Below are 24,103 nucleotides of genomic sequence, written 5' to 3' on the forward strand. Positions count from 1 at the left end.
CGGGGTGCAAAGGGTGCGCTGCGGTTAGATCGCCAGGTCGATTTGATTCACGCGGAGACGCGGAGAAGGGTCTGGCGCGCAGAGGCGCTGAGGACGCAGAGAAGGAACCAGCGGCGCAGCCCCCTCATCGCTCTTGCCCGATCGTTCGGGGTGAAGGGTAGATCGGCCTGCGGCGCTGACATTCCCCTCTGCGTCCTCTGCGCCTCTGCGCCTCTGCGCGCAAAAAACCTTCTCCGCGTCTCCGCGTCTCCGCGTGAACCAAACCTTCCTGGCGGCTTCGCGAGACCGAAACCCTATTCCACCCCCCGGACCTTCCCCCACGCCCGCGCCGCGGTATAGCCGAGATAGCCCGTCCCGAACAAAGCGTACAAAGGCTCCGGGATCGCCGCCAGATACGCCCCCATCCCCCGTGCCATCGCCGCCGCGGTCGCGGGGCTGACCGCGCCGATCACGCTCATCGGGATCGCCCACAGCAGCAACGCGTACATCACGTAGAGGAACGTCGGCCGTGCCCGCCGCACCCAAGGATCGGGCGTCACGACAGCCGCTCCGCCAGCCACCCGTACAGGAACGCCTCGTTCGCTGGCCGCCGCTCGGCGAGCGCGACATAATGCTCCCCCTGCAAGGCATCGACCGCACGCACCAGCACGCGCTCCCCCGCCGCCCCGCGCCGCGCGAGGAACGCGTCGAGCGCCGCCAGCGTCCGCGCGCCGATCGCCCGGTCGAGCGCCAGATCGGCATAATCGCTCGCCCCGCGGTTGAGCGCGTTGAGCGCGCGCTGAAGGAACCCGATCGCGGTCGCGGTCCCCATGTTGACGCCGGTGTCGAACAGCTCCGCCGCGAGCAGGGGCGCACGGGACGCGATGCGATCGAACCCCGGCGCGCGCCAGTAGACGCGCTCGTAGATCGCCGCCGCCACCGCGCGCGGCATATCCCGGATCGGCCCGTGATAGCCGTTGGCGCGCGCCACCGCGATCGTGATCCCCCAGCGCGTCGCCCCGCCGCGATCCGCGGGATGGTCGACATAACCGCCCTCCCGCGCGATCAGCTTCTCGATCAATACAGCCGGATTCATCGTCCCTTCCCCCTGTCGTACCCGCGCGAGGGATCATGCCTCACGCGAGTAGGACAGCGGATTCTGAACGGCGGCCGGGAATGCCGCTTCGTCAGGCGCTTGGCCGGGGCGCCCGGCGACGCCGCTCCATCACCCGGTCCGCCTGTTGCGCCGCAGCACGAAGCGGGGTAACCCGCGGTCATTCGCAAGGACCCGGTGCAATTCCGGGTGGCTATTCCGGCCGCCGATCCGCCGGACAACATGATACCGCGCCCGACATCCTCCCATCGCCGCCGCTGCGATGCCCGTCCGCGCGGTCCATGCGGACCTGTTCATGACCCCATATTTCTCCCGCTACCGTGCCGAATGGTACAGCGGCGCCGCCAATGCCCGCCGCGACGTCCTCGCCGGCATGGTCGGCACCTTCGCGCTCATACCAGAAGTCATTGCCTTCTCCTTCGTCGCCGGCATCGATCCCGAGGTCGGCCTGTTCGCCTCGTTCGTCATCGGCATCGTCATCGCGATCTTCGGCGGGCGACCGGCGATGATCTCCGGCGCGGCGGGGTCGGTCGCGCTGGTCGCCGCCGCGCTCGTCCACAGCCACGGCCTGTCCTATCTGCTCGGCGCGACGATCCTCGCGGGCGTGTTCCAGATCGCCTTCGGGTTGTTCAAGCTCGACGTGCTGATGCGCTTCGTGTCGCGATCGGTGCGTACCGGCTTCGTCAACGCGCTGGCGATCCTGATCTTCTCCGCGCAGGTGCCGCAAATGGTGGACGTCAGCTGGCACACCTATGCGATGATCGCGCTGGGCCTCGCGATCATCTATCTGCTGCCCCGCGTCAGCGATGCGATCCCGTCGCCGCTGATCTGCATCGTCGTTCTGACCGCGATCGGCATCGCCTTTCCGATGCCGCTGCACACCGTCGCCGACCTCGGGCGGTTGCCGGCGTCGCTGCCGCATTTCGCCCTCCCCGCGCTGCCGCTCGAATGGCGGACGCTGGGGATCATCGCGCCCTATGCGCTGGCGATGGCCGCGGTAGGTCTGCTGGAATCCCTGATGACCGCGCGGGTCGTCGACGACCTGACCGAGAGCAACAGCGACAAGGCGCAGGAATGCACCGGCCTCGGCCTCGCCAATGTCGCAGCCGGCCTGTTCGGCGGCATCGCGGGGTGCGGAATGATCGGCCAGACCGTCGGCAACGTCCGCTATGGCGGACGCGGGCGGCTGTCGACCTTGGTCGCGGGCGTCTTCCTGCTCGTCGTGATGGTGCCGCTGCGACCATGGGTGGCGCAGGTGCCGGTCGCGGCGCTGGTCGCGATCATGATTATGGTGTCGGCGAGCACCTTCTCATGGGGCTCGCTGCGCGACCTTGCCCGGCATCCCAAGGTGTCCGGCGCGGTGATGCTCGCGACCGTCGCGGTGACGGTGGCGACGCACGATCTGTCGATGGGCGTCGCGGTCGGCGTACTGATGAGCGGCGTGTTCTTCGCGTTCAAGGTGACGCGCCTGATGCGGGTCGAAACCGGCTATGACGCCGCGAGCGACACGCGCACCTATGACGTGTCGGGTCAGGTGTTCTTCGCAAGCGCGGAGATCTTCGCCGACCGTTTCGACCTGCGCGACACCGCCGGGCGCGTGCGGATCGACCTGACGCAGGCGCATCTGTGGGACATTACCGCAGTCGGCGCGCTGGAGGAGGTCGTCTCCAAATTGCGCGCGCATGGCATCGCAGTCGAGGTCGTCGGCCTGAATACGGCGAGCAGCGTGCTGGTCGACCGTCACGCGCCGCTGGTGATGGGCTGACCCAAAGAGGCCCCTCCCGTCGGGGAGGGGCTATCGCAGGATCAATACACCCGCTTCTTCGGCTTGATGTACTCGACGTCGTCGGTCAGCGTATAGTCGTGCACCGGACGGTAATCGATCGCCGTCGCACCGCCGACGCCGCCCCAGCCGGTGAAGGTCGTGATGGTGTGCTTCATCCAGTTCGCGTCGTCGCGATCGGGATGATCCTCGTTCACATGCGCGCCGCGCGATTCCTTGCGGTTCGCCGCCGAATCGATCGTCACCACCGCCTGCGCGACCAGATTGTCGAGCTCCAGCGTCTCGATCAGGTCGGTGTTCCAGATCAGGCTGCGGTCGTTGACCTGCACGTCCTCCATCTTGCGATAGATGCCCTTCATCAGCGACCGGCCCTCGGTCAGCAGCGCATTGTCGCGGAACACCGCGCAATGCTTCTGCATCGTGCGCTGCATCTCGCCGCGGATTTCTGCGGTCGGAATGCTGCCGGCGGCGTTGCGGAACTTGTCGAGACGGGTCAGCGACAGCTCCTCCGAACCCTTGGGCAGCGGGTTGTGCGTGCCGTTCGGCTTGCAGATGTCGGCGATCCGCTTGCCGGTCGCGCGGCCGAACACGACGAGATCGATCAGCGAGTTCGAGCCAAGGCGGTTGGCGCCATGGACGGAGACGCACGCCGCCTCGCCCACCGCGAACAGGCCGGGGACGACCGTGTCGGGGTTGCCATCGACGAGGTTGACGACCTCGCCGTGGAAGTTGGTCGGGATGCCGCCCATGTTGTAATGCACCGTCGGCGTGACGGGGAGCGGCTGGCGCGTCAGGTCGACGCCCGCGAAGATCTTGCCCGTCTCGGTGATGCCCGGCAGCCGCTCGTGCAGCACCTTGGGATCGATATGGTCGAGGTGCAGGAAGATATGGTCGCCGTTCTTGCCGACGCCGCGGCCTTCGCGCATCTCCATCGCCATCGAACGGCTGACGACGTCGCGCGAGGCGAGGTCCTTCGCCGACGGGGCATAGCGCTCCATGAAGCGCTCGCCCTCAGAGTTGGTCAGGTAACCGCCTTCGCCGCGCGCGCCTTCGGTGATGAGCACGCCCGCGCCGTAGATGCCGGTCGGGTGGAACTGGACGAACTCCATGTCCTGGAGCGGCAGGCCGGCGCGCAGCACCATGCCGCCGCCGTCACCCGTGCAGGTATGCGCCGAGGTCGCCGAGAAATAGCAGCGCCCGTAGCCGCCGGTCGCGAGCACGGTGTTGTGCGCGCGGAAGCGGTGGATCGAGCCGTCCTCCATGCACAGCGCGACGACGCCGCGGCACTGGCCGTTCTCCATGATGAGATCGAGCGCGAAATATTCGACGTAGAAGTCGGCATCGTAGCGCAGCGACTGCTGGTACAGGGTGTGCAGCATCGCATGGCCGGTGCGATCGGCGGCGGCGCAGGTGCGCTGCGCGGGGGGACCTTCGCCCATGTTCTGCATCATGCCGCCGAACGGGCGCTGGTAGATGCGGCCCTCTTCCGTGCGGCTGAACGGCATGCCGGCATGCTCCAGCTCGTACACCGCGGCGGGCGCCTCGCGGACCATATATTCGATCGCGTCCTGGTCGCCGAGCCAGTCCGACCCCTTGACGGTGTCGAACATGTGCCACGTCCAGTGATCCGGCCCCATGTTGCCGAGGCTGGCGGCGATGCCGCCCTGCGCCGCGACGGTGTGGCTGCGGGTCGGGAACACCTTGGTGATGCAGGCGGTCTTCAGGCCGTTCTGCGCGCATTCCATGACGGCGCGCAGCCCAGAGCCGCCCGCGCCGACGACAACGGCGTCATAGGTATGGTCGATGATCTTGTAGGCGGCGCTCATGCGGCGGCTCCGAAGGCGACCTTGAGGATCGCAAAAATGGCGGTCGCGGCGGTCGCGACGGTGAAGAAGTTGAGCAGCAGCATGTAGGCGACGCGCTTCTCGCCGTGCTGGTAATCCTCGATCACCACCTGCAGTCCGAGGCGGAAGTGGTAGAAGACCGACACGATCAGCAGCAGCATCGGCACTGCCGCCCAGCTGTTCTGCAACCAGCTGTGGACGCTGGCATAGTCATAGCCCGGCATGCGCAGCAGGGCGAAGACGAACCAGAGCGTCAGGAACAGGTTGGACCCTGCGGTGACGCGCTGGCGCCACCAGTGATGCGCGCCTTCCTTGGCGCTGCCGAGGCCGCGGACGCGGCCGATGCTGGTGCCCGAACCCATTACTTCATCCCCAGGTAGAACCAGAAGGCCGCGGTCAGGACGAACCCGCCGGCGATCACGATCAGGCTGAACATCTTGTTGCGCTTCAGTTCGAAGGCCGCGCCCGCGTCCATGACGAGGTGCCGGATGCCGTTCAGCATGTGCGTGAAGAAGGCATAGGTGATGCCGATCCCGACGACCCAGCCGATCACGTTGAGATTGCCGGCGTCCGTCGTGAACACGCCGCGGAACGTCGCATAGGCCTCCGCGCCCGACGCGATCGCGGCGAGCCACCAGACCAGCAGGACCGTGCCGACGGTCGCCATGCCGGATCCGGTCGCGCGATGGAGAATGGAGACCAGCATATGCGGCCCCCAGCTGTAGTGGAGCTTCAGGAAGCCCGAAAAGAGATGCGGGCTGCGCGGACGCGCCGGTGTGCGGGATGCCATGAACGGTCCTCGGGCAAAATCGAATGCATTGCCTATTAGGCCGCCAGTGCTGCGATGCAACCCATCGCTTCGGCTTGCCGCAGCAACGCGCCGACGGATCGCTCGCCTAGAAGCCTTCGGGCAGGTCGATCGCGCCGACCAGTTCGCGATAGCGGGCGATGGCGTAGCGATCGGTCATGCCGGCGATGAAGTCGGCGATGTGGCGACTGCGTTCCGGCTCGCTCGTCGGCACGTCGACCGACCAGTCCGCGCTCATCGCCGCCGGATCGGCGCGATAGGCGGCGAACAGCCCGCTGACGATGCCGTGCGCCGCATCCGCCGCCTCGAGCTGGCGGGGGTGATGATAAAGATTGGCGTACATGAAGCGTTTGAGGTCGCGTTCCTCCTCGCGCATCGCTGGCGAGAAGCCGCACAGCGCCTCGCCTGCCTGCCGGACGTCGTCCGCGCTGCCGACGCCCGATGCGGCGACGCGGCGACGCGTCTCCTCGATCAGGTTGTTGACCATCGTGCCGATCTGGCTGCGAACGAGTTCGCTCGCCAGCCGCTTGGGCGCGACCTCCGGAAAGCGCGCGCAGGCCGCGTCCCAGCCGCGCGCGACGATCGGCACCGCGAGCAATTGGTCGAGCGTCAGCAGCCCAGCGCGCAGGCCGTCGTCGATGTCATGATTGTCATAGGCGATGTCGTCGGCGATCGCCGCCACCTGCGCTTCAAGGCTGGCATGCGTCGTCAGGTCGAGCGGAAAGGCCGCATCCGCCTCGCGCAGCGCCCAGCCGGGATGGCGGACGGGGCCGTTGTGCTTGGCCAGTCCCTCCAGCGTCTCCCAGGTCAGGTTGAGCCCGTCCCAGCGCGGATAAGGCCGCTCGATATGGGTCAGCGCCCGCAGCGTATGGCCGTTGTGGTCGAAACCGCCGGCATCGGCCAGCGCCGCCTTCAGCGCATCCTCGCCGGCATGGCCGAACGGCGGATGGCCGATGTCGTGCGCGAGGCACAGCGCCTCGGTCAGGTCCTCGTTCAGCCCCAGCACGCGCGCGATCGTCCGGCCGATCTGCGCGACCTCGAGGCTGTGGGTCAGGCGGACCCGGAAATGATCGCCGTCGGGCGACAGGAACACCTGCGTCTTGTGCCGCAGCCGGCGGAAGCTGATCGAGTGGATGATCCGGTCGCGATCGCGCTGGAAATCGTCGCGGGGGCCACGGACCGCGAGAGGCGCGGTCCCTGTCTGTTCCTCGTGAAGGCGACCTTTGCTGCGCGCCGGGTTCGAGGCCCAGGGCGCGCGCACGCTCACTTGGCGGGCAATTTCGTCACGGCCTGCCCGGCATCGCTGCTGAAGGTGAAGGCCGAGACGCCCGCCTTGGCGAGCTGGTTGACGAAGGTGCGCGCCTCCGCGTCGGTCTTGAACGGGCCGGTCAGCACGCGATTGGTCGCACGCAGCGGCGTCGACCAGCCGCCGCGGCTGCCGAACACTGCCGGCGCCTTCGCTTTCACCGCGGCATAGGCCTTGGGCAGGTCGCCTTCATAGGCACCGCCCGCGACCTGCACCCAGATGCGCGCCGGATTCGCGCGCGCCGCCTTCTTCTCCTCGGCCGCCGCCTTGGCCTCGGCGAGCTTCTTCTCATCGGCAATCTTCTTCGCCGCGAGCGCCTTTTTGTCCGCGACCGCCTTGCGATCCGCCGCACGCTTCTCCGCCGCGGTCTTGATCGCCAGCGCCTTTTCGGCGGCGGCGTCGCGCGCTTCCTTGGCCTTCGCCTCCGCCATAACCCGCGCGGCGGTGTCGACCGGCGGCACGGCGGCAACCGGCGCGGCCCGGACCGGCTCGACGACGCCGAGTTCCGACGCCGGAATCGACAGGCCCGCAACGATCCGCGCGAGCACCGAATCGGCTTCGGCGCGCGACGGCGGCGCGGTGAAGTTCGCGGGCGGCGGCGCAGCGGCCGGCGACACCGCCGCGACCTGAACCGGTGGCGTCGGCGCGATCGCCGCAGGCGCCGGGGCGGCGGTGGCGACCGTCGGCTGCGTCGGCGAGGACGTGAAGCCCGGCGTCGGCGTGACTTGCGGGCGCGGCTGTGCGGGCACGGGCTGGACGAGCGTCGCGGCGGCGACCTGCGTCGGTGCCGGCTGTGCCGGAACGATGGCGGCGGTCGTCGGTGGCGGCGTCGGGGCCTTCGCCAGCACGGCGAGGTTCGCGGCCTCGGCCGTCGTCGGTGCCGGAGGACGGGTTACGGGGTTCGACACGGGCGCGGGTGTCGGCGCGATGGTGGCGGGCAACGGGTTCGACGCCGCGCTCGCCAGCGTCACCGGCGCGGCGGATGGCGGCAGCGGCTGGACGCGCGCGAGGGCCGCGGTCGCAGCCTGATAGGAGGGCGCGGCAGGCGTCGCCCGCGGCGGCTGCGTCGTCGTCGCGGCAAGTGCGACCGCTGGCGCGGCATCGCGATCACGGCCGCCCCGACGCCTGCGATCCTTCTTGCCCGGCGCCGCCGCGGGCTGCACCGCCGCCAGCGCAACCGGCTGCTGTTCGGGCGCCAGCTGCGGCAGGTTCGGCGCCAGCCGCGCGTCGGCGAGCCGCTCGGGCGTCGCATGCACCTCGCCGAAATGCACCGCGAAGGCGCGATCCGCGGCGGGCAGCGCCGGCAGGCGCTGGAAGAACGGCTGCAATCCCTGCGCCATGCCGACCGGCAGCATCGTCGTCGCGATCTTCTCGGCACCAGCCTGATCGCCGCCCATCGCCAGCACGAAGGCGCGGATGCGCCACGCGCTGCGATCCGACTTCCGCAGCAGCGGATCGAGCTGTTCGAGCGCCGCATCGCGCTTGCCGGAAATACCGAGCGACAGCGCATAGCGCTTGACGATCTCGTCGTCCGGCCGCGCCTTGAGCGCCAGCCGATAGTCGCGCTGCGCCCGCTCCTGCTGGCCGATCAGGTCATAGGCGAGACCGCGATCGGCCGCGAAACCGCGCGCGTCATAGCCCGCCGCCTCGGCTTGGGCGAAATAGCGTAGCGCCTCGCCCGGCCGTTCGGAGCGGACGAGGATCGCTCCCTCGCCCGCCTTGATCCGCGGATCGCTCGCCGACACCTTTTCGGCGCGGGCGTAGAGCGAGGCGGCACCGCTGAGGTCGCCGAGCGACAGCGACAGGTCGGCCGCCGCGATCAGCGCATTGAGATCTCGCGGGTTCGCCGCGAGCGCGCGCATCTGCTCGGCCAGCCGGTCGGCATCGGTGGTGCCGGGCAGCGCCTGCACCACCTCCTGCGCCAGGAGGGCGGCGGGCGCACTCGCCGCCAGAAGAGCGGCGGGCGCCAGAAAAGCGGAGGTCAGGAAACGCATGGGGTACCGGCGACTAGAGCCCAGCCCGGCCGAACCGGCAATGTCCGATTTGGCGTCGCGCGGTGAAACGGGCTTGGACGGCGACGAACATCGTTGGTGGCTCGGGCTGCGGGTTGGATCGTCATGCGACGTCGGCGGGCATGAAAGCCATGACGGCCGGCCGCGGCGACCGATGGATGCGCCCGTCACCCGAACGCCACCGTTCGGCCAGCGTCGCTCCCCTCCCTGACAGGGAGGGGCCGGGGGTGGGTGGGCCAACGAGGATGTGGCGGTGCCCCATGTACCAACCCAGCCCCGCCCCCTCCCTGTCGGGAAGGGGAGCGCGCAGGTACGAATCGTCGCCACCGCGCCGAAGCGGCGTAACGCCGCGCGGCGCGATGGCAGCATCGACACGACCACCCCTCCCCGCTCCGGGGAGGGCTTGCCGCTTACTGGTTGTTCTGGCGGTGCAGGAAGCGCGGGATGTCGATGGGTTCCTTGCCGTCGCCATCCGCCTCGTCGCGCGCCGGTCCACGCGCCGCATTCGACATGCGCTCGAACAGCGTGCCGCCGAGCTTCACGCGCGGCTGCGGCGCCGCGTCGGGCGTTGCGGCCTCGCTGCCGGGCGCGATCCACGGCCGGCGTCCTTCCGGAGCCGCCGCGACCGGGGCACGCGGCGCCGGCTCGTCGGCATAGGTCCTCGCCGGCGGCGGCACGATCGTCTCGGCACCGAGCACCAGTTCGTCGTCGGCTGCGTCCGTCGCCTGCGGCTGCGCATCGGCCTGCACCGCGTCCGCCTTGTCGAGGTCGAGCGGCGCGGGGGCTGCGGCCGGCGACGCGGCGAACGACACCGACGGGGCGGGCGCCGCCGCGTCCGTGGCCGGCGCACTCGGGCGGAAGGAGGTGCTGTCGTCGGTCTTGCGGCCCATGCCGAAGCTGAACGACTTGGCCGCTTCCGGGGCCGGCGCGGCGGCACCGGGCTTGGCGTCCGAATCGATGCCGGTGGCGACCACCGAAACGCGGATGCGGCCTTCCAGCTCGGGGTTGAACGCCGAACCCCAGATGATGTTGGCGTCGGGATCGACCAGGTCGCGGATGTGGTTGGCGGCCTCGTCGACCTCGAGCAGGCGCATGTCGTCGCCGCCGGTGATCGAGATGATGACGCCCTTGGCGCCCTGCATCGACACGCCGTCGAGCAGCGGGTTGGCGATCGCCTTCTGCGCCGCTTCCAGCGCGCGATTGTCGCCGCTCGCCTCGCCGGTGCCCATCATCGCCTTGCCCATCTCCTGCATCACCGACCGGACGTCGGCGAAGTCGAGGTTGATGAGGCCGGGCATGACCATCAGGTCGGTGATGCCGCGCACGCCCTGCTGCAGCACCTCGTCCGCCATCTCGAACGCTTCCTTGAACGTCGTGTTGGCGTTCGCGATCAGGAACAGGTTCTGGTTGGGGATGACGATGAGCGTATCGACATATTTCTGCAGCTCCTCAATGCCGCCGTCGGCGCTCTTGGCGCGACGGTTGCCCTCGAAGCTGAACGGCTTGGTGACGACACCGACCGTCAGGATGCCCATGTCGCGCGCCGCCTTGGCGATCACCGGCGCCGCACCGGTGCCGGTGCCGCCGCCCATGCCGGCGGCGATGAAGCACATGTGCGCGCCCTCGAGCCGCTTGGCGAGATCGTCGATCGTCTCTTCCGCTGCGGCCCGGCCGATCTCCGGGCGCGATCCCGCACCGAGCCCCTGCGTGATCTTCGCGCCCAGCTGGATGCGGTGCGGCGCGATCGACGACTTCAGCGCCTGCGCATCCGTGTTGGCGACGAGGAAGTCGACGCCCTGCACGTCGGCGCGCATCATGTTGGCGATGGCATTGCCGCCGGCGCCGCCGACACCGATGACGGCGATACGCGGGGTCAGCTCGTCGACCTCCGGAGTGATGAATTCGATGCTCATGACCTGACTTTCTCCGCCCCTACCGGTGAACGCGCCGGGACCTTGATTAACCTTTTGCCTCAACGACTCGCAACGTTCCACAGAAAACGGAGACGAGTCGTCGCGGACACTCAATAATTCGCGCGCGCCGCCTGGATCAGCTTGCGCATCATGCCCATGCCCTTCTGGCGATGAACGGTGGTTTGCTGCGGCGCCACCCCGCGCAGATCGATCGGATCGGTCGCAGCATAGAATGCCAGCCCCGCCAAGGTGGCGAACGCCGGTCCGCCATGCGCTTCGGGCAGAGCGGTCAGCCCGCGCGGCCGGCCGATGCGCACCGAACGGCCCAGCGCCTGCTGCGCATAGTCGGCGATGCCCTTCAGCTCGGCGCCACCGCCGGTCAGCACGACCTGCCGCCCGACCGGGCCCTCGAACTTGAGGTGCGCCAGCGCCTTGCGGATCTCGTCCATCTGATGTTCGAGCCGCTGGCGGACGATGCCGATCAGCTGCGCCTTGGTGATCTGCATCCCGCCATGGACGTCGTCCTCGGCGGCGATCGGCATCACCGGGATCATCTCGTGATTGTCGCGCGGGGACGCGTTCGCCGATCCGTGGAAGCATTTCATCCGCTCCGCCTGCGCCCGGCGGGTGCCGAAGGCGCTGGCGATATCGTCGGTGATGTCCTGCCCGCCGAGCGGAATCGAATGCAGCCCGACCAGCATGCCGCCCGCGAACAGCGACACGTTGGTGATCCCCGCGCCGATCTCGACCAGCGCCACGCCCAGCTCGCGCTCCTCCTCGGACAGGCAGGCGAGCCCGGTCGCGACCGGCGAGGCGATGATCGACTTCACCTCCAGATGCGCCGATCGCACGCACAAATCGAGATTGCGCACCGGCGATCCGTCCGCGGCGACGACATGGATGTGCACGCCCAGCCGGTCGGCGTGCAGCCCGAGCGGCTTCTTCACCCCGGTCAGCCCGTCGAGCGTGTAGAGCGCCGGCTGTGCATGCAGCACCATCCGCCCCTGCGGATCGATCGAATTGCGCCCCGCCGCGAGCAAGGCGTCGATGTCCTGCTGTTCGACGCGATGGCCGCCCAGCTCAAATTCGACCTCGGCGACGTCGCTGACGAGGCCGCCCGCGGAAAAGCCGACCCAGACGTTCTCGATGTTGATCCCGGCGATCCGTTCGGCCTGCTCCACCGCCTCGCGCACCGCCGCCTCGGTCGCCGCCATGTCGGCGATATAGCCGCGCTTGACCCCGCGGCTCTCGCGCTGGCCGGTGCCGAGCACGATCAATTCGCCGCCGTCGCCCTTTTGCGCGATCATCGCCGACACCTTCGACGACCCGATGTCGAGCGCCGTAATCAGCCCCTCCGGTGCAACCTTCGCCATCAGCCCTCAGCCCCCGCTTGAGAATCCGCATCCCCGGTCGAGGACGGCGGTGTCGTGACTTCGCTCGGATCCGGCACGTTATGCGCCATGCTCGCCCCCGGTTTGCGTGCGACCAGCTTGCTCGGATCGCGCATGTCGAACCGGATCCAGCCACGGCCGAGCAATGGCCGCGCGCCGTCCAGCTCGGCGAACCTGAGCAACGCGCCCGGCGCGCCGTCCTCGGGCAGCGCCAGCGTCTCGCCGCTGTCGAACGTCAGGTCCCAGCGCCGGTTGCCGATCCAGGTCGCCGCCTTCACCCGCGGCTTCAGGGCCGGTGCGGCGGCGAGCAGCGCCTGATAGCCCGCCTCCTGCCGGTCCGCGCCCGGGCCGATCACCAGCGGCAGGTCGGGGATCGCCTCGGTCCGCACCGGCTCGAGCAGCACGCCGTCCTTGTCGATCAGCGTCAGCTGGCCATTGTCCTGCCAGACCGCCGCAGGGGTACGCTCGACGATATCGACCAACAGCGTGTCGGGCAGCCGGCGCGAGACGTGCGCATCCGCAATCCAGCCGTAGCGCAGCAGCTTCTGCCGCACCGATTCCAGATCGACGAGCGGCATCGCCCGGCTCTGCTGGTCGAGCGCGACCGCATAGACGCTCATCCGGTCCATCCGCTTGAGGCCGGTGACCTCGATCTGCTCGACGCGAAAGCCCGCCTGCCCCGCGCCCTCGGCGATCGCGGTGCCGATCATGCCGGGGATGCCGATCCACGTCACCACCGCGAGCGCGCCGGCGATCCCCGCGCCGGTGATCGTCCAGGTCGCCGCCTTGCGGACCGTGTCCTCGCTCACCGGCACGGCGGCCATGGCGCGTTCGAACAGGCCGGCCTTGCGCACCGGCTGCTTGCGCCGCGCGCCCGGCCGCTTGGGCGGCGGCCCGCGCTTGATCGTGCGGCTCATCCCGCCTTCGCCTTCGCGTCGGCCAGCGCCTCGTCGACGATCGCCTGCACCAGCTCGGGATAGCTCATCCCCAGATGCCGCGCCTGTTCGGGAACGAGGCTGAGCGGGGTCATGCCCGGCTGGGTGTTCACCTCCAGCAGGAAAAGGCCGTCGACGTCGCGCTCGTCGTCCCAGCGGAAGTCGGAACGCGACGCGCCCTTGCAGCCGAGCAGCCGGTGCGCCTCGAGCGCGAGGCTCTTGCACGCCTCGGCGATGCGATCGGGGATGTCGGCGGGGCAGACGTGTTCGGTCAGCCCGTCGGTGTATTTCGCGTCGAAATCGTACCAGCCGTTCTTCGGCTTCAGCTCGGTGACGCCGAGCGCGCGGTCGCCGAGCACCGCGGTCGTCAGCTCGCGGCCGCGGACATAGGGTTCGGCGAGCAGCTCGTCGAACTCGGCCCACGGCCCCGCCACGTCGCGGCCGATCGGGTTGCCGTAATTGCCGTCGTCGGTGACGATCGCCACGCCGACCGACGACCCCTCGTTGATCGGCTTGAGCACATAGGGGCGCTGCAGCGGATCGCGCTCGTGAATGTCCGCCGACCGGACGATGCGACCGCCCGGCATCGGAATGCCGGCGGGCACCAGCACCTGCTTGGTCAGCACCTTGTCGATCGCGATCACCGACGTGGCCAGCCCCGAATGCGTATAGGGAATGCCCATCAGGTCGAGCAGGCCCTGCACGCTGCCGTCCTCGCCGGGGGACCCGTGCAGCGCGTTGAACACCAGATCGGGCTGCGCCTCGGCCAGCCGCGCCGCGACGTCGCGCCCCATGTCGATGCGCGTCACCCGATGACCGAGCGATTCGAGCGCCTCGGCGCAGCCCTCGCCCGACATCAGCGACACCGGACGTTCCGCGGACCAGCCACCCATCAGCACGACGATATGCAGGCCGCTCATGCCGTCACCCCGACCCGCTGGATTTCCCATTCCAGCGTCACCCCCGAATGCGCCTTCACCGTCTCGCGTACCTCTTCGCCCAGCGCCTCGATCTCCGCGGACGTCGCCGAGCCGAGGTTGAGCAGGAAATTACAATGCTTTTCGGATACCTGCGCGTCGCCTCGGGTCAAGCCGCGACAGCCGGCGGCATCGATCAGCGCCCACGCCTTGTGTCCAGCAGGATTCTTGAAGGTCGATCCGCCCGTTTTGCTCCGCAGCGGCTGCGACGCCTCGCGCTCGGCGGCGATCCGGTCCATCTCGGCGCCGATCGCCACGGGTTCGGCCGGATGCCCGCGGAACGTCGCCGACACCACCACCGCGCCCTCGGGCAGCAGGCTGTGGCGATAGGTGTAGCCGAGCGCGGCCAGCGCCAGCGTCCGCCGCTCGCCCGACCGCAGCACGACGTCGCAGTCGACCAGCACGTCCTTGACCTCGCGGCCATAGGCCCCGCCGTTCATCCGCACGAAGCCGCCGACCGTCCCGGGGATCGAGCGCAGGAATTCGACCCCGCCGATTCCCCCATCGCGCGCGGTGGAGGAGACGAGGATACCGCTCGCACCACCGCCGCAGCGCAGCGTGACGGCGTCCAGCCGCTCGACCTGCGCGAACGCCTTGCCGAGCCGGACCACGACGCCCGGCACGCCGCCGTCGCGGACAATCATGTTTGATCCCAGCCCCAGCGCCATCACCGGCACGGCGGGGTCGAGATCGCGTAGGAACGCGGCCAGATCGTCGGCATCCTTCGGCTCGAACAGCCATTGCGCCGCCCCGCCCGACTTGAACCAGACCAGCGGCGCCAGCGCGGCCCCCGTGGTCAGGCGCCCGCGTACCGTCGGCAGCAGATCGAGGACGGCAGCGCTCACCAAGGCCCGACGCCCCACAATCGCGTCCACGCCTGAAACGCCGCCAGATTCGCCTCGGCCGCCTTGCGCGTCGCCTCCTGCGCCTGCACCATGGCCTCACCCGCGCTCACCGCATGGCCGCCGGCCTCCAGCGACTGGCGCTGCGCGTCGAGCATCTGCTTCTGCAGCTTCAGGCTTGCATCGAACCAGTCGTTCATCGCCGTTCTCCGATCGCGCTCGCCAGTCCCGCGGCCCATCTGGTGATGTCGCCTGCCCCCAGGCAGACGATCATGTCGTTCGGCTGCACCGTCGCCGCCAGTTCGTCGGCGAGCCCGTCCGCATCGGCGACCGTCGCCGCGGAACGATGCCCGCGCCGCTTCAGCCCGTCGACCAGCGCCTGCGCATCAACGCCCTCGATCGGAACTTCGCCCGCGGCATAGACCGGCGTCACCAGCACGCGGTCGGCGTCGTTGAACGCGGTCTGGAAGTCCTCCATCAGATTGCCGAGCCGCGAGAAGCGATGCGGCTGCACGACCGCGATCACGCGCCCCTCCGCGCCTTCGCGCGCGGCGGCGAGCACCGCGCGGATCTCGACCGGGTGATGGCCGTAATCGTCGATGATCGTCACCGCCCCGCCCTCGACCGGCACCTCGCCGACGTTGGTGAAGCGGCGCTTGACCCCGCCGAACGCCGAAAAGCCCTGCTGGATCGTCGCGTCGGGAATGCCGAGTTCCAGCGCCACGCCGATCGCGGCGAGCGCGTTCTGGACGTTGTGGCGGCCCGGCATCGGCAGTTCGATATTCTCGATCGACCGCGTCGCGCCGTCGCGCGTCCGCACGATGCATTCGAAGCGGTTGCCGCCCGGCACCGGCGTCACGTTGACGCCGCGCACGTCCGCCTGCGCGGAGAAGCCGTAGGTGACGACGCGGCGGTCGCGCACCCGCGGCAGGATGTTCTGCACCTCGGCATGGTCGAGGCACAGCAACGCCGCGCCATAGAAGGGCACGTTCTCGACGAATTCGACGAAGGCGTCCTTCACCGCATCGAAGCTGCCATAATGGTCGAGGTGTTCGGGATCGATGTTGGTGACCACCGCGATCGTGCCGTCGAGCCGCAGGAAGCTGCCGTCGCTCTCGTCCGCCTCCACCACCATCCAGTCGCTCGCGCCCAGTCGCGCGTTCGATCCGTAGCTGTTGATGATGCCGCCGTTGATGACGGTCGGATCGACCCCGCCCGCATCGAGCAGCGCCGCGACCATCGACGTCGTCGTCGTCTTGCCGTGCGTACCCGCGACCGCGACGGTCGATTTCAGCCGCATCAGCTCGGCGAGCATCTCCGCGCGGCGCACCACCGGGATGCGGCGTTCCAGCGCGGCCTCGACCTCGGGGTTCGAACGGGTGATCGCGGTCGAGACGACGACCACCGCGGCGTCCGCGACATTGTCCGCGGCGTGGCCGATCGACACGGCGATACCCTTGTCGCGCAACCCCTGCACGACATAGCCCTCGGCGACGTCGGAGCCCTGCACGGTATAGCCGAGGTTCTTCATCACCTCGGCGATGCCCGACATGCCGATGCCGCCGATCCCGACGAAATGGATCGGCCCGATGTCGGTCTGCACGCCGCGGATCATGCGCCCGCTCCTGCCAGCGCAGCCTTCGGCCGGGTCGGCTTGCCCACCGGCAGGCGCGACAGCGGCGCATCCAGGCTCTCGACCAGGTCGGCGAGGTCGCTGACCGCATTCGGCCGGCCGACGCTCTTTGCGCGGGTCGCGGCATTTTCCAGCGCGGCGGGGTCGAGGCCCAGTTTCTGCATCTGCTTGGCCAGCTCCACGGCGGTGAATTCGGGCTGCGGGATCGTGCGCGCGCCGCCCGCCCGGGTGATCTCGCGCGCGTTGACGGTCTGGTGATCGTCGGTCGCGCCGGGCAGCGGCACGAGGATCGCGGGACGACCCGCCGCGGTCAGCTCCGCGATGGTCGAGGCGCCGGCGCGCGCGATCACCAGATGCGCCCAGGCCAGCTGCTCGGGCATGTCGGGCAGATAGGTCGCGAGTTCGGCCGGAATCTGATGCTCGGCATATTTCGCCCGCACCGCGTCGATATCCTCGATCCGCGCCTGATGCGTCACCTGCAACCGGCGGCGGAAGGTGACCGGCAGCATCGCCAGGCCATCCGGCACGACCTGACTGAGGATGCTCGCGCCCTGGCTGCCGCCGGTGACGAGGACGCGGAAGATGCCGTCCTCCTCCAGCAGGGGATAGGGCTTGCTGCGCAATGCCAGCACCGCCTCGCGGACCGGATTGCCGACGAGATGGACCTTGTCCGCCAGCTTCGCCGCCAGCCGCTCGGTCGCCTTGTACGAGGTGGCGATCGCGCCGACGCGGCCGGCGACCAGCCGGTTGACGCGGCCGAGCACCGCATTCTGTTCGTGCACCGCGGTCGGGATATTGTCGGCGAACGCCGCCAGCAGCGCCGGCATCGCGGGATAGCCGCCGAAGCCGATCACCGCGGCGGGCTTGAACGTGCGGTACAATTCGCGCGCCATCGCGCGGCCGCGCACCATCTCGCGCACCGCCGACGGCCAGCCGAGCGGCTTCTTCACCTGAAAGCGCCCTGCGGGCAGAACGTGCGTCTGGATACCCTCGAACAATCCCGGAAAGCGCACCCCGCGCGCGTCGCTGACCAGTGCGACGCGATGGCCGCGCCGGGTCAGTTCCTCCGCCAGCGCCGCCGCGGGCACCATATGTCCGCCCGTACCGCCGGCGGCGAGGACGTAATGCTTGCTCAATTCGAACCCCATCTGACTACATACGGACTGCGCGTCAGGAACGGGTTGCGCCGGGTGAACGCCAGCAGCAAGCCCATACCGACCGACAGGGCGATCATCGACGACCCGCCATAGCTGATGAACGGCAGCGTCATGCCCTTCGACGGCGCGAGGCCGGTGTTGACCGCCATCGACACCAGCGCCTGCGCCCCGAACTGCACCGCCAGCCCGGATGCGGCGAGCAGCTTGAACTCATCCTGTTCGTCGAGCAGCTTGACGAACACCCGCACGACGATGGCGAGGAAGACGAGCGCGATGATCGCGCAGGCGATCAGGCCGAATTCCTCGCCGATCACCGAATAGATGTAATCGGTATGCGCCTCGGGCAGGCCGAACTTGGCAGTGCCGCCGCCGGGGCCGGTGCCGGTCCAGCCGCCGCTGGTGATCGTAGCGTGTGCCGCATTGGTCTGGAAGTGATCGCTCGCCCCCTCCCCCTCGACACCGGGGAACAGGAAGGCGTCGATGCGGTTGCGGGCGGTGCTATAGAACATGTACGCCGCGACCAGCCCGACCGGCACCATCGCGACGATCGCGCCGAGGATGCGCATCGGCGTCCCCGCGATCATCAGCAGCGCCAGCCAGACGGTGCAGAAGATCACCGTCTGACCGAAGTCCGGCTGCAGCATCAGCAGCACCGCGATCACCCCGGTCATCGTGCCGGTGATGAGCACCGTCGGCAGTTCCGGGTCCTTCGCCTTCAGCGACAGCAGCCACGCCACCGTGACGATGAACAACGGCTTGAGGAACTCCGACGGCTGGAACGAGGCGAAGCCATAGCCGATCCAGCGCCGGGCGCCGTTGATGCTGTTGCCGACGAAGGGCGTCAGCGCAAGGCAGACGATCAGCACCGCGGCGCCGAGCAGCGCCAGCCGCCGCGCGAGCGGCACCGGCAGCATCGACACGCCGAACAGCACCGGCAGCGACACGCCGACCCAGATCAGCTGGCGCCAGAAATAATAGAGTGGGGTGAATTTGTGATGCTCGCCGGAATAGCGGACCGCGGTCGCCGGGCTCGCCGCCGCCACCGCGATCAGGCCGATCGCGATCAGGAACAGCGTCAGCAGCAGCAGCATCCGGTCGATGTCCCAGAACCAGGTCCCGAGCGGCGAGCTGTCGCCGCGCCCGCCGCGCCGCTTCACCTTCGCGATCAGCGTATCGCCGGTCGGCTGCTCCGCCATGGTTGCGCCATTCATGCGAGGGCCTCCACCGCAGCCCGGAATGCGGCTCCGCGATCCTCGTAATCGCGGAACTGGTCGAAGCTAGCACAGGCCGGCGACAACAACACCACGTCTCCGGGCTGCGCCGCCGCCGCCGCCTGCGCGACCGCGGTGGCAAGGTCGCCCGACAGCGCGACCGCCGGCACCCGGCCGGTCAGCAGGTCGCGGAACAGCGGCCCCGCCTCGCCGATCGTATAGGCCGCGACGACGGACCCGAAATAGGGGGCGCAAGCGTCGAGGTCGTCGCCCTTGCGCTTGCCGCCGACGATCCAGTGGATGCGCCCGAATGCGCCGAGCGCCGGCGCGGTGCTTTCGGGATTGGTCGCCTTGCTGTCGTCGACGAAGGTCACGCCATCGCGGACGGCGACTGTCTGCATGCGATGCGGCAGGCCGGCATAGGTCGCGAGGCCGCGGTCGATGTCGGCCTCCGCCACGCCCAGCGCCTTGGCGACCGCGATCGCGGCGAGCGCGTTCTGCGCATTGTGCGGCCCCTGCAGCGCCGGCCAGCGGCTCTGGTCCATGCACACGCCCGGCGCGATCTTGGTCAGATGCTCGCCCCGCGCCGACAGGCCGCGTGCGATCTGCGCCGACGCCGCATCGCCGATGCCGATCACCGCGTCATGGGCGGGCGACTGCATCGCGAACAGCCACGCCTTCGACGCCGCATAGCCTTCGAACCCGTCGTAGCGGTCGAGATGGTCCGGCGTGATGTTGAGCAGCACCGCGACGTCGCAATCGAGGCTCTGCGTCAGGTCGATCTGGTAGCTCGACAGTTCGAGCACATAGACGCCGCCTTCGGGCAACGGCGCCTGTTCGAGGATCGGCAAGCCGATGTTGCCGCCCATCAGAACCGGCACGCCCGCGGTCTGAAGGATGTGGTGAACCAGCGCCGTCGTGGTCGACTTGCCGTTGGTCCCGGTGATGCCCACCACCCTGTGCGCGGGCAGTTCGGCCCGCGCCTGCGCGAACAGTTCGATATCGCCGATGATCGGCACGTTCGCGTCCCGCGCGCGCGCGACCAGAGGATGCGTGTTGAGCGGCACCCCCGGCGACACGACGAGCCCGGCCGCGCCCTCCAGGTTCAGTTTGGCGATGTCGTGGACGATGACGCCGTTGACCTCGGCCGCCCGGTCGCGCGCGGCGGGGTCGCTGTCCCAGGCGACGACGTGCGCGCCGCTCTTCGCCAGCGCACGCACCGTCGCGAGGCCGGATCGGGCCAGCCCGAGCACCGCATAACGCTGCCCCACGAAGGCTTTCGAGACGATCACCGCAACTTCAACGTCGACAGGCCGGCGAGCGCCAGCACGAGGCTGATGATCCAGAAGCGGATGACGACGGTCGGCTCGCTCCAGCCCAGCTGCTCGAAATGGTGGTGGATCGGCGCCATGCGGAACACGCGCCTGCCCGTCCGCTTGTAGAAGAACACCTGGATGATGACCGACAGCGCCTCCGCGACGAACAGGCCGCCGACGATGCCGAGCACGATCTCGTGATGCGCGACGACGGCGATCGTGCCGAGCGCGCCGCCCAGCGCGAGGCTGCCGGTGTCGCCCATGAACACCGCGGCCGGCGGCGCGTTGAACCACAGGAAGGCGAGGCCCGCCCCGATCACCGCGCCGCAGAAGATGGCGAGCTCGCCCGCGCCGGGGACGTGCGGGATGCCGAGATAGGTCGCGAACTTCACGTTGCCGGCGAGGTAGACGATCAGCATGAAGGCGACGCTGGCGATGATGACCGGCATCGTCGCGAGCCCGTCAAGCCCGTCGGTCAGGTTCACCGCATTGCCGAAGGCGACGATCGTGAACGCCGCGAACAGCGGGAAGAAATAGCCGAGGTCGAGGTACATGCGATCGGTGAACGGCAGGTACAGATGCGGCCCGTTCTGCCCCATGATGATCCACGACGCGATGCCGGCGATGGCGAATTCCAGCAGCAGCCGGGTGCGCCCGGAGACGCCCGCGGTGCTCGCCTTGCGCACCTTGTCGTAATCGTCGAGGAAACCGATCGCGCCGAACCCCAGCGTCACGAACAGGCACGACCAGACGTAGGGGTTGGACAGGTCCATCCAGATCAGGATCGCCAGCGACATGGCGGTGAGGATCATCAGCCCGCCCATCGTCGGCGTGCCGCGCTTGGCGAGGTGCGTCTGCGGCCCGTCGGCGCGGATCGGCTGCCCCTTGCCCTGCCGCACGCGTAGCCAGCCGATGAAGCGCGGCCCGATGATGAGGCCGATCAGCAGCGCCGTCGCCACCGCCGCGCCCGTCCGGAAGGACTGGTAGCGGATGAGGTTCAGCAGCCCGGTGAAGCCCAGGTGCTCGGCGATCCAGTACAGCATTTACGTTCCGCCCCCCTGCGATCCCCGATCGTGCTCACCGTCGCGCGATCGCGACGCGCCCGCACTGGCGAGCCCCGCGACCACCCGCGACAACCCGACCCCGTTGGACCCCTTGACGAGCAATGCATCGCCGGCGCGAGCCAGATCCTTCAGACGGCCGAGCGCAGTCGCAGCATCGGCCACATGCATGACTTCGACCCGCCCCTCAAGGGCCTGCGCCAGCGGCGTCATCGCTTCGCCGACCAGCAGCGCCGTTTCGACGCGCGCAGCAAGGATCGGCCCGGCGAGATCGGCGTGATAGTCGGCGGAGGCGTCGCCCAGCTCGCGCATCTCGCCGAGCAGGGCGATATGCCGCCCCGGCTCCTCGGCGAGCACCGCCAGCGTCGCGCGCATCGAGGCGGGATTGGCGTTGTAGCTTTCGTCGATCACCAGCATGTCGCCGCCCGCCGCTGGGGCGAGGAAGCGCGCGCCGCGCCCGGCCAGCCCGCCCATCTCGGCGAGCGCGAGGCCGGCACGGGCGAGGTCCGCGCCCGCCGCATCGACCGCGGCGAGGACGGCGAGCGCGTTGGACACCCAATGCATCCCCGGCTGCGACAGCGTGAACGACAGCTCCCGATTCCCCAGCTTCGCGGTGACGAACGATCCGCCCGACGGCAGCCGCATCGCCTCGATCGCGCGCACGTCGGCACCCTTGTCGAGGCCGAAGGTCACCGTGCGGGCGGCAGAAGGCGCGGCGGCGGCGATCAGGCGGTCGCGGTGCGGGCTGTCATAGGGCACGATCGCGACGCCGCCCGGCTCCAGCCCGCGGAAGATCTCGCCCTTGGCGTCGGCGATCGCGCTTTCGTCGGCGAAGAAGGCGGTGTGCGCGGGCGCGATGGCGGTGACGATGGCGATATGCGGGCGGACCAGCTGCGTCAGCGCGCTGAGTTCGCCGGCATGGTTCATGCCCATCTCGAACACGCCGACCTTCGTGTCGCGCGGCATGCGGGCGAGGCTGAGCGGCACGCCGGTGTGGTTGTTGTAGCTCTTGACCGAGCGGTGCACCGCGCCGGGCAGCGAGCGGTCGAGCGCGGCGAACAGCGCCTCCTTGGCACTGGTCTTGCCGACCGAGCCGGTGACGCCGATCACCGTCCCCGTCATGCGTGCGCGGGCGGCACGGCCGAGGTCGCCCAGCGCGGCGAAGGTGTCGGCGACGCGCACGCCCGGATGCGCGGTATCGGCCGAGACGATCGCGCCCGTCGCGCCCTGCGCGAACGCCTGGTCGACGAACCGGTGGCCGTCGGTGCTCTCGCCGGTCAGCGCGACGAACAGGTCGTTGGCGCCGACCTCGCGGCTGTCGAAGGCGACGCCGTCGACGGCGAAGTCGGCGGATGCCACGCCATAGGTGGCGGCGGCGATCTCGCCGGCGGTCCAGAGGGTCACGCCGCGCACTCCCGCGCGACCGTCACGTCGTCGAACGGCAATTCCATGTCGCCGACGATCTGGCCCTGCTCATGCCCCTTGCCCGCGATCAGGACGATGTCCTGCGGCCCGGCCTGCTCCACGGCATGACCGATCGCCTCGCGCCGGTCGCCGATCTCGCGCGCATGGGGTGCGCCCTTCAGGATGGCGGCGCGGATCGCGGCGGGGTCCTCGGTGCGGGGGTTGTCGTCGGTGACGATCGCCACGTCCGCCTGCATCTGCGCGACCTGTCCCATCGTCTCGCGCTTGCCCGCGTCGCGATCGCCGCCCGCGCCGAACACCACGATGAGCCGGCCGCCGGCATGTGGTTTCAGCGCCGCGATCGCCGCCTCCAGCGCGTCGGGGGTGTGCGCATAATCGACATAGACCGGCGCGCCCGACCGGGTGATGACCGCACGCTCCAGCCGCCCGCGCACCGGTTGCAGCCGCGCGAGATCGGCGACCGTCCGCGCGACGTCGCCCCCGGTCGCGATCACCAGCCCGGCCGCGACCAGCGCGTTCGCCGCCTGATAGCCGCCGATCAGCGGCAGCATCACCTGATGGGTCTGCCCCTCGGCCTCGATCGTCAGCCCCTGCCCGAGCAGCGTCGGATCGCGCTGCACCAGCCGCAGCGTATGGCCGCGTTCGCCGACGGTTATCAGTCGGTTGCCGCGCGCCTGCGCCAGGTCGATCACGCGCCCGGCATGCACGTCGTCCGCCCATACGACGGCGGTGCCCGCCGGGCTCAGCACCTCGGAGAACAGCCGCAGCTTGGCGGTCAGATAGGCGCCGATGTCGCCATGATAGTCGAGGTGGTCGCGCGACAGGTTGGTGAAGGCCGCCGCGGCGACGTTCAGCCCCTCGGTGCGATATTGCACCAGCCCGTGGCTGGACGCCTCGAACGCCAGATGCGTCACGCCCTCGCGTGCCAGCCCGGCGACGTTGGACAGGAAGGTGACGACGTCGGGCGTCGTCAGCCCGGTCGTCACCCGCTCGTCCGCGGTGGTGACGCCCAGCGTGCCGATCGAGGCGGCATGCTGCCCCGCCATCCGCCACAATTGCCGCGTCATCTCGACCGTGGAGGTCTTGCCGTTGGTGCCGGTCACCGCCACCGCGACCGCCGGGAACGGCGCGAAGAAGTGCGCGGCAAGCTGCGCGAAGCGTTCGCGCGGGTTTTCGGCATGGATCGCCACCGCGCCCGCGACCGCGACGCCCGGCCGCGTCACCACCGCGACCGCGCCGGATCGCACCGCCTCGGCGATATAATCCTCGCCGTTCACCCGCACGCCCTGGAACGCGCCGAAGACGGTGCCGGGGGCGACCTTGCGGTGATCGATCGCGAAGCCGGTGACGACCGCCTCGTCCTGGCCGCCGGTCAACGTCGCCAGCCTCATGCGCG

Annotated in this window: 20 protein-coding genes, 1 pseudogene and 1 other annotated feature; of the genes and pseudogenes, 1 reads left to right on the top strand and 20 read right to left on the bottom strand. The window is 69.5% G+C overall.

Annotation, left to right across the window (positions count from 1 at the left end; genetic code table 11):
• Window positions 1-293 precede the first annotated feature (293 nt).
• Both B2515_RS02050 and B2515_RS02055 read right to left on the bottom strand, forming a co-directional pair.
• Window positions 294-530 (bottom strand): annotated as a pseudogene (locus tag B2515_RS02050) (3TM-type holin); the annotation flags it as partial.
• Window positions 531-535: 5 nt separating this feature from the next.
• Window positions 536-1,075 carry a glycoside hydrolase family 108 protein gene (locus B2515_RS02055; protein WP_293873074.1) on the bottom strand — a complete coding sequence of 180 codons (540 nt, stop codon included), beginning with the start codon at window positions 1,073-1,075 and terminating at the stop codon, window positions 536-538.
• Window positions 1,076-1,260: 185 nt separating this feature from the next.
• Window positions 1,261-1,316 (top strand) — a sequence feature (sul1 is cis-regulatory element that is thought to sense ions involved in sulfur or methionine metabolism; They are found in Alphaproteobacteria).
• 72 nt (window positions 1,317-1,388) lie between these two features.
• On the opposite strand from B2515_RS02055, the gene B2515_RS02060 reads away from it, so the two are divergent.
• Window positions 1,389-2,858 carry a SulP family inorganic anion transporter gene (locus B2515_RS02060; RefSeq protein WP_293873076.1) on the top strand — a complete coding sequence of 490 codons (1,470 nt, stop codon included), beginning with the start codon at window positions 1,389-1,391 and terminating at the stop codon, window positions 2,856-2,858.
• 41 nt (window positions 2,859-2,899) lie between these two features.
• Here the strand turns inward: B2515_RS02060 and sdhA are convergent, their stop codons facing one another.
• From sdhA to B2515_RS02150, 18 genes are all read right to left on the bottom strand, one after another.
• Window positions 2,900-4,702, bottom strand: a complete 1,803-nt coding sequence (gene sdhA / locus B2515_RS02065; protein WP_293873078.1) for a succinate dehydrogenase flavoprotein subunit — start codon at window positions 4,700-4,702, stop codon at window positions 2,900-2,902.
• Window positions 4,699-5,082, bottom strand: a complete 384-nt coding sequence (gene sdhD / locus B2515_RS02070) for a succinate dehydrogenase, hydrophobic membrane anchor protein (protein ID WP_293873080.1) — start codon at window positions 5,080-5,082, stop codon at window positions 4,699-4,701. The genes sdhA and sdhD overlap by 4 nt, the downstream gene beginning before the upstream one ends.
• Window positions 5,082-5,510, bottom strand: coding sequence for a succinate dehydrogenase, cytochrome b556 subunit (gene sdhC, locus B2515_RS02075; protein ID WP_293873082.1), 429 nt, complete (start codon window positions 5,508-5,510; stop codon window positions 5,082-5,084). The genes sdhD and sdhC overlap by 1 nt, the downstream gene beginning before the upstream one ends.
• A gap of 106 nt (window positions 5,511-5,616) precedes the next feature.
• Complete coding sequence (locus B2515_RS02080) at window positions 5,617-6,795, bottom strand: deoxyguanosinetriphosphate triphosphohydrolase (RefSeq protein ID WP_293873084.1); 1,179 nt, start codon at window positions 6,793-6,795, stop codon at window positions 5,617-5,619.
• A complete protein-coding gene (locus B2515_RS02085) occupies window positions 6,792-8,828 on the bottom strand; it encodes a tetratricopeptide repeat protein (protein WP_293873086.1) in 2,037 nt (678 codons plus the stop codon). The genes B2515_RS02080 and B2515_RS02085 overlap by 4 nt, the downstream gene beginning before the upstream one ends.
• Window positions 8,829-9,256: 428 nt before the next feature.
• Complete coding sequence (ftsZ, locus tag B2515_RS02090; RefSeq protein WP_293873088.1) at window positions 9,257-10,759, bottom strand: cell division protein FtsZ; 1,503 nt, start codon at window positions 10,757-10,759, stop codon at window positions 9,257-9,259.
• A 110-nt stretch (window positions 10,760-10,869) separates the two neighbouring features.
• Window positions 10,870-12,132 carry a cell division protein FtsA gene (gene ftsA / locus B2515_RS02095; RefSeq protein WP_293873090.1) on the bottom strand — a complete coding sequence of 421 codons (1,263 nt, stop codon included), beginning with the start codon at window positions 12,130-12,132 and terminating at the stop codon, window positions 10,870-10,872.
• Window positions 12,132-13,067 (bottom strand): cell division protein FtsQ/DivIB, encoded by a 936-nt coding sequence (locus B2515_RS02100; protein WP_293873092.1) that lies wholly within the window; start codon window positions 13,065-13,067, stop codon window positions 12,132-12,134. The genes ftsA and B2515_RS02100 overlap by 1 nt, the downstream gene beginning before the upstream one ends.
• Complete coding sequence (locus B2515_RS02105) at window positions 13,064-14,005, bottom strand: D-alanine--D-alanine ligase (RefSeq protein ID WP_293873094.1); 942 nt, start codon at window positions 14,003-14,005, stop codon at window positions 13,064-13,066. Before B2515_RS02105 ends, B2515_RS02100 begins: the two co-directional genes overlap by 4 nt.
• Complete coding sequence (murB, locus tag B2515_RS02110; protein WP_414711352.1) at window positions 14,002-14,907, bottom strand: UDP-N-acetylmuramate dehydrogenase; 906 nt, start codon at window positions 14,905-14,907, stop codon at window positions 14,002-14,004. The genes B2515_RS02105 and murB overlap by 4 nt, the downstream gene beginning before the upstream one ends.
• Window positions 14,904-15,104 carry a hypothetical protein gene (locus B2515_RS02115; protein ID WP_293873098.1) on the bottom strand — a complete coding sequence of 67 codons (201 nt, stop codon included), beginning with the start codon at window positions 15,102-15,104 and terminating at the stop codon, window positions 14,904-14,906. The genes murB and B2515_RS02115 overlap by 4 nt, the downstream gene beginning before the upstream one ends.
• Window positions 15,101-16,516: a UDP-N-acetylmuramate--L-alanine ligase gene (gene murC / locus B2515_RS02120; RefSeq protein WP_293873510.1), complete on the bottom strand. Its 1,416-nt coding sequence runs from the start codon at window positions 16,514-16,516 to the stop codon at window positions 15,101-15,103. The genes B2515_RS02115 and murC overlap by 4 nt, the downstream gene beginning before the upstream one ends.
• Window positions 16,516-17,685 carry an undecaprenyldiphospho-muramoylpentapeptide beta-N-acetylglucosaminyltransferase gene (murG, locus tag B2515_RS02125; RefSeq protein WP_293873101.1) on the bottom strand — a complete coding sequence of 390 codons (1,170 nt, stop codon included), beginning with the start codon at window positions 17,683-17,685 and terminating at the stop codon, window positions 16,516-16,518. The genes murC and murG overlap by 1 nt, the downstream gene beginning before the upstream one ends.
• Window positions 17,670-18,905, bottom strand: a complete 1,236-nt coding sequence (locus tag B2515_RS02130; RefSeq protein WP_293873103.1) for an FtsW/RodA/SpoVE family cell cycle protein — start codon at window positions 18,903-18,905, stop codon at window positions 17,670-17,672. Before B2515_RS02130 ends, murG begins: the two co-directional genes overlap by 16 nt.
• Window positions 18,902-20,197, bottom strand: coding sequence for a UDP-N-acetylmuramoyl-L-alanine--D-glutamate ligase (gene murD / locus B2515_RS02135; RefSeq protein ID WP_293873105.1), 1,296 nt, complete (start codon window positions 20,195-20,197; stop codon window positions 18,902-18,904). Before murD ends, B2515_RS02130 begins: the two co-directional genes overlap by 4 nt.
• Window positions 20,194-21,264: a phospho-N-acetylmuramoyl-pentapeptide-transferase gene (gene mraY, locus B2515_RS02140; protein ID WP_293873107.1), complete on the bottom strand. Its 1,071-nt coding sequence runs from the start codon at window positions 21,262-21,264 to the stop codon at window positions 20,194-20,196. The genes murD and mraY overlap by 4 nt, the downstream gene beginning before the upstream one ends.
• Window positions 21,265-22,686 (bottom strand): UDP-N-acetylmuramoyl-tripeptide--D-alanyl-D-alanine ligase, encoded by a 1,422-nt coding sequence (locus B2515_RS02145; RefSeq protein WP_293873109.1) that lies wholly within the window; start codon window positions 22,684-22,686, stop codon window positions 21,265-21,267.
• A complete protein-coding gene (locus tag B2515_RS02150) occupies window positions 22,683-24,098 on the bottom strand; it encodes a UDP-N-acetylmuramoyl-L-alanyl-D-glutamate--2,6-diaminopimelate ligase (protein WP_293873111.1) in 1,416 nt (471 codons plus the stop codon). Before B2515_RS02150 ends, B2515_RS02145 begins: the two co-directional genes overlap by 4 nt.
• Window positions 24,099-24,103 lie beyond the last annotated feature (5 nt).

Source organism: Sphingomonas sp. UBA978, from assembly GCF_002292295.1.
Lineage (GTDB): Bacteria > Pseudomonadota > Alphaproteobacteria > Sphingomonadales > Sphingomonadaceae > Sphingomonas.

What these genes read in the sequence shown, in the direction of transcription:
- B2515_RS02055 (WP_293873074.1), bottom strand. Translation starts at nt 1,075, where the DNA reads ATGAATCCGGCTGTATTGATCGAGAAGCTGATCGCGCGGGAGGGCGGT.
- B2515_RS02060 (WP_293873076.1), top strand. Translation starts at nt 1,389, where the DNA reads ATGACCCCATATTTCTCCCGCTACCGTGCCGAATGGTACAGCGGCGCC.
- sdhA (WP_293873078.1), bottom strand. Translation starts at nt 4,702, where the DNA reads ATGAGCGCCGCCTACAAGATCATCGACCATACCTATGACGCCGTTGTC.
- sdhD (WP_293873080.1), bottom strand. Translation starts at nt 5,082, where the DNA reads ATGGGTTCGGGCACCAGCATCGGCCGCGTCCGCGGCCTCGGCAGCGCC.
- sdhC (WP_293873082.1), bottom strand. Translation starts at nt 5,510, where the DNA reads ATGGCATCCCGCACACCGGCGCGTCCGCGCAGCCCGCATCTCTTTTCG.
- B2515_RS02085 (WP_293873086.1), bottom strand. Translation starts at nt 8,828, where the DNA reads ATGCGTTTCCTGACCTCCGCTTTTCTGGCGCCCGCCGCTCTTCTGGCG.
- ftsZ (WP_293873088.1), bottom strand. Translation starts at nt 10,759, where the DNA reads ATGAGCATCGAATTCATCACTCCGGAGGTCGACGAGCTGACCCCGCGT.
- ftsA (WP_293873090.1), bottom strand. Translation starts at nt 12,132, where the DNA reads ATGGCGAAGGTTGCACCGGAGGGGCTGATTACGGCGCTCGACATCGGG.
- B2515_RS02100 (WP_293873092.1), bottom strand. Translation starts at nt 13,067, where the DNA reads ATGAGCCGCACGATCAAGCGCGGGCCGCCGCCCAAGCGGCCGGGCGCG.
- B2515_RS02105 (WP_293873094.1), bottom strand. Translation starts at nt 14,005, where the DNA reads ATGAGCGGCCTGCATATCGTCGTGCTGATGGGTGGCTGGTCCGCGGAA.
- B2515_RS02115 (WP_293873098.1), bottom strand. Translation starts at nt 15,104, where the DNA reads ATGAACGACTGGTTCGATGCAAGCCTGAAGCTGCAGAAGCAGATGCTC.
- murG (WP_293873101.1), bottom strand. Translation starts at nt 17,685, where the DNA reads ATGGGGTTCGAATTGAGCAAGCATTACGTCCTCGCCGCCGGCGGTACG.
- B2515_RS02130 (WP_293873103.1), bottom strand. Translation starts at nt 18,905, where the DNA reads ATGAATGGCGCAACCATGGCGGAGCAGCCGACCGGCGATACGCTGATC.
- mraY (WP_293873107.1), bottom strand. Translation starts at nt 21,264, where the DNA reads ATGCTGTACTGGATCGCCGAGCACCTGGGCTTCACCGGGCTGCTGAAC.
- B2515_RS02150 (WP_293873111.1), bottom strand. Translation starts at nt 24,098, where the DNA reads ATGAGGCTGGCGACGTTGACCGGCGGCCAGGACGAGGCGGTCGTCACC.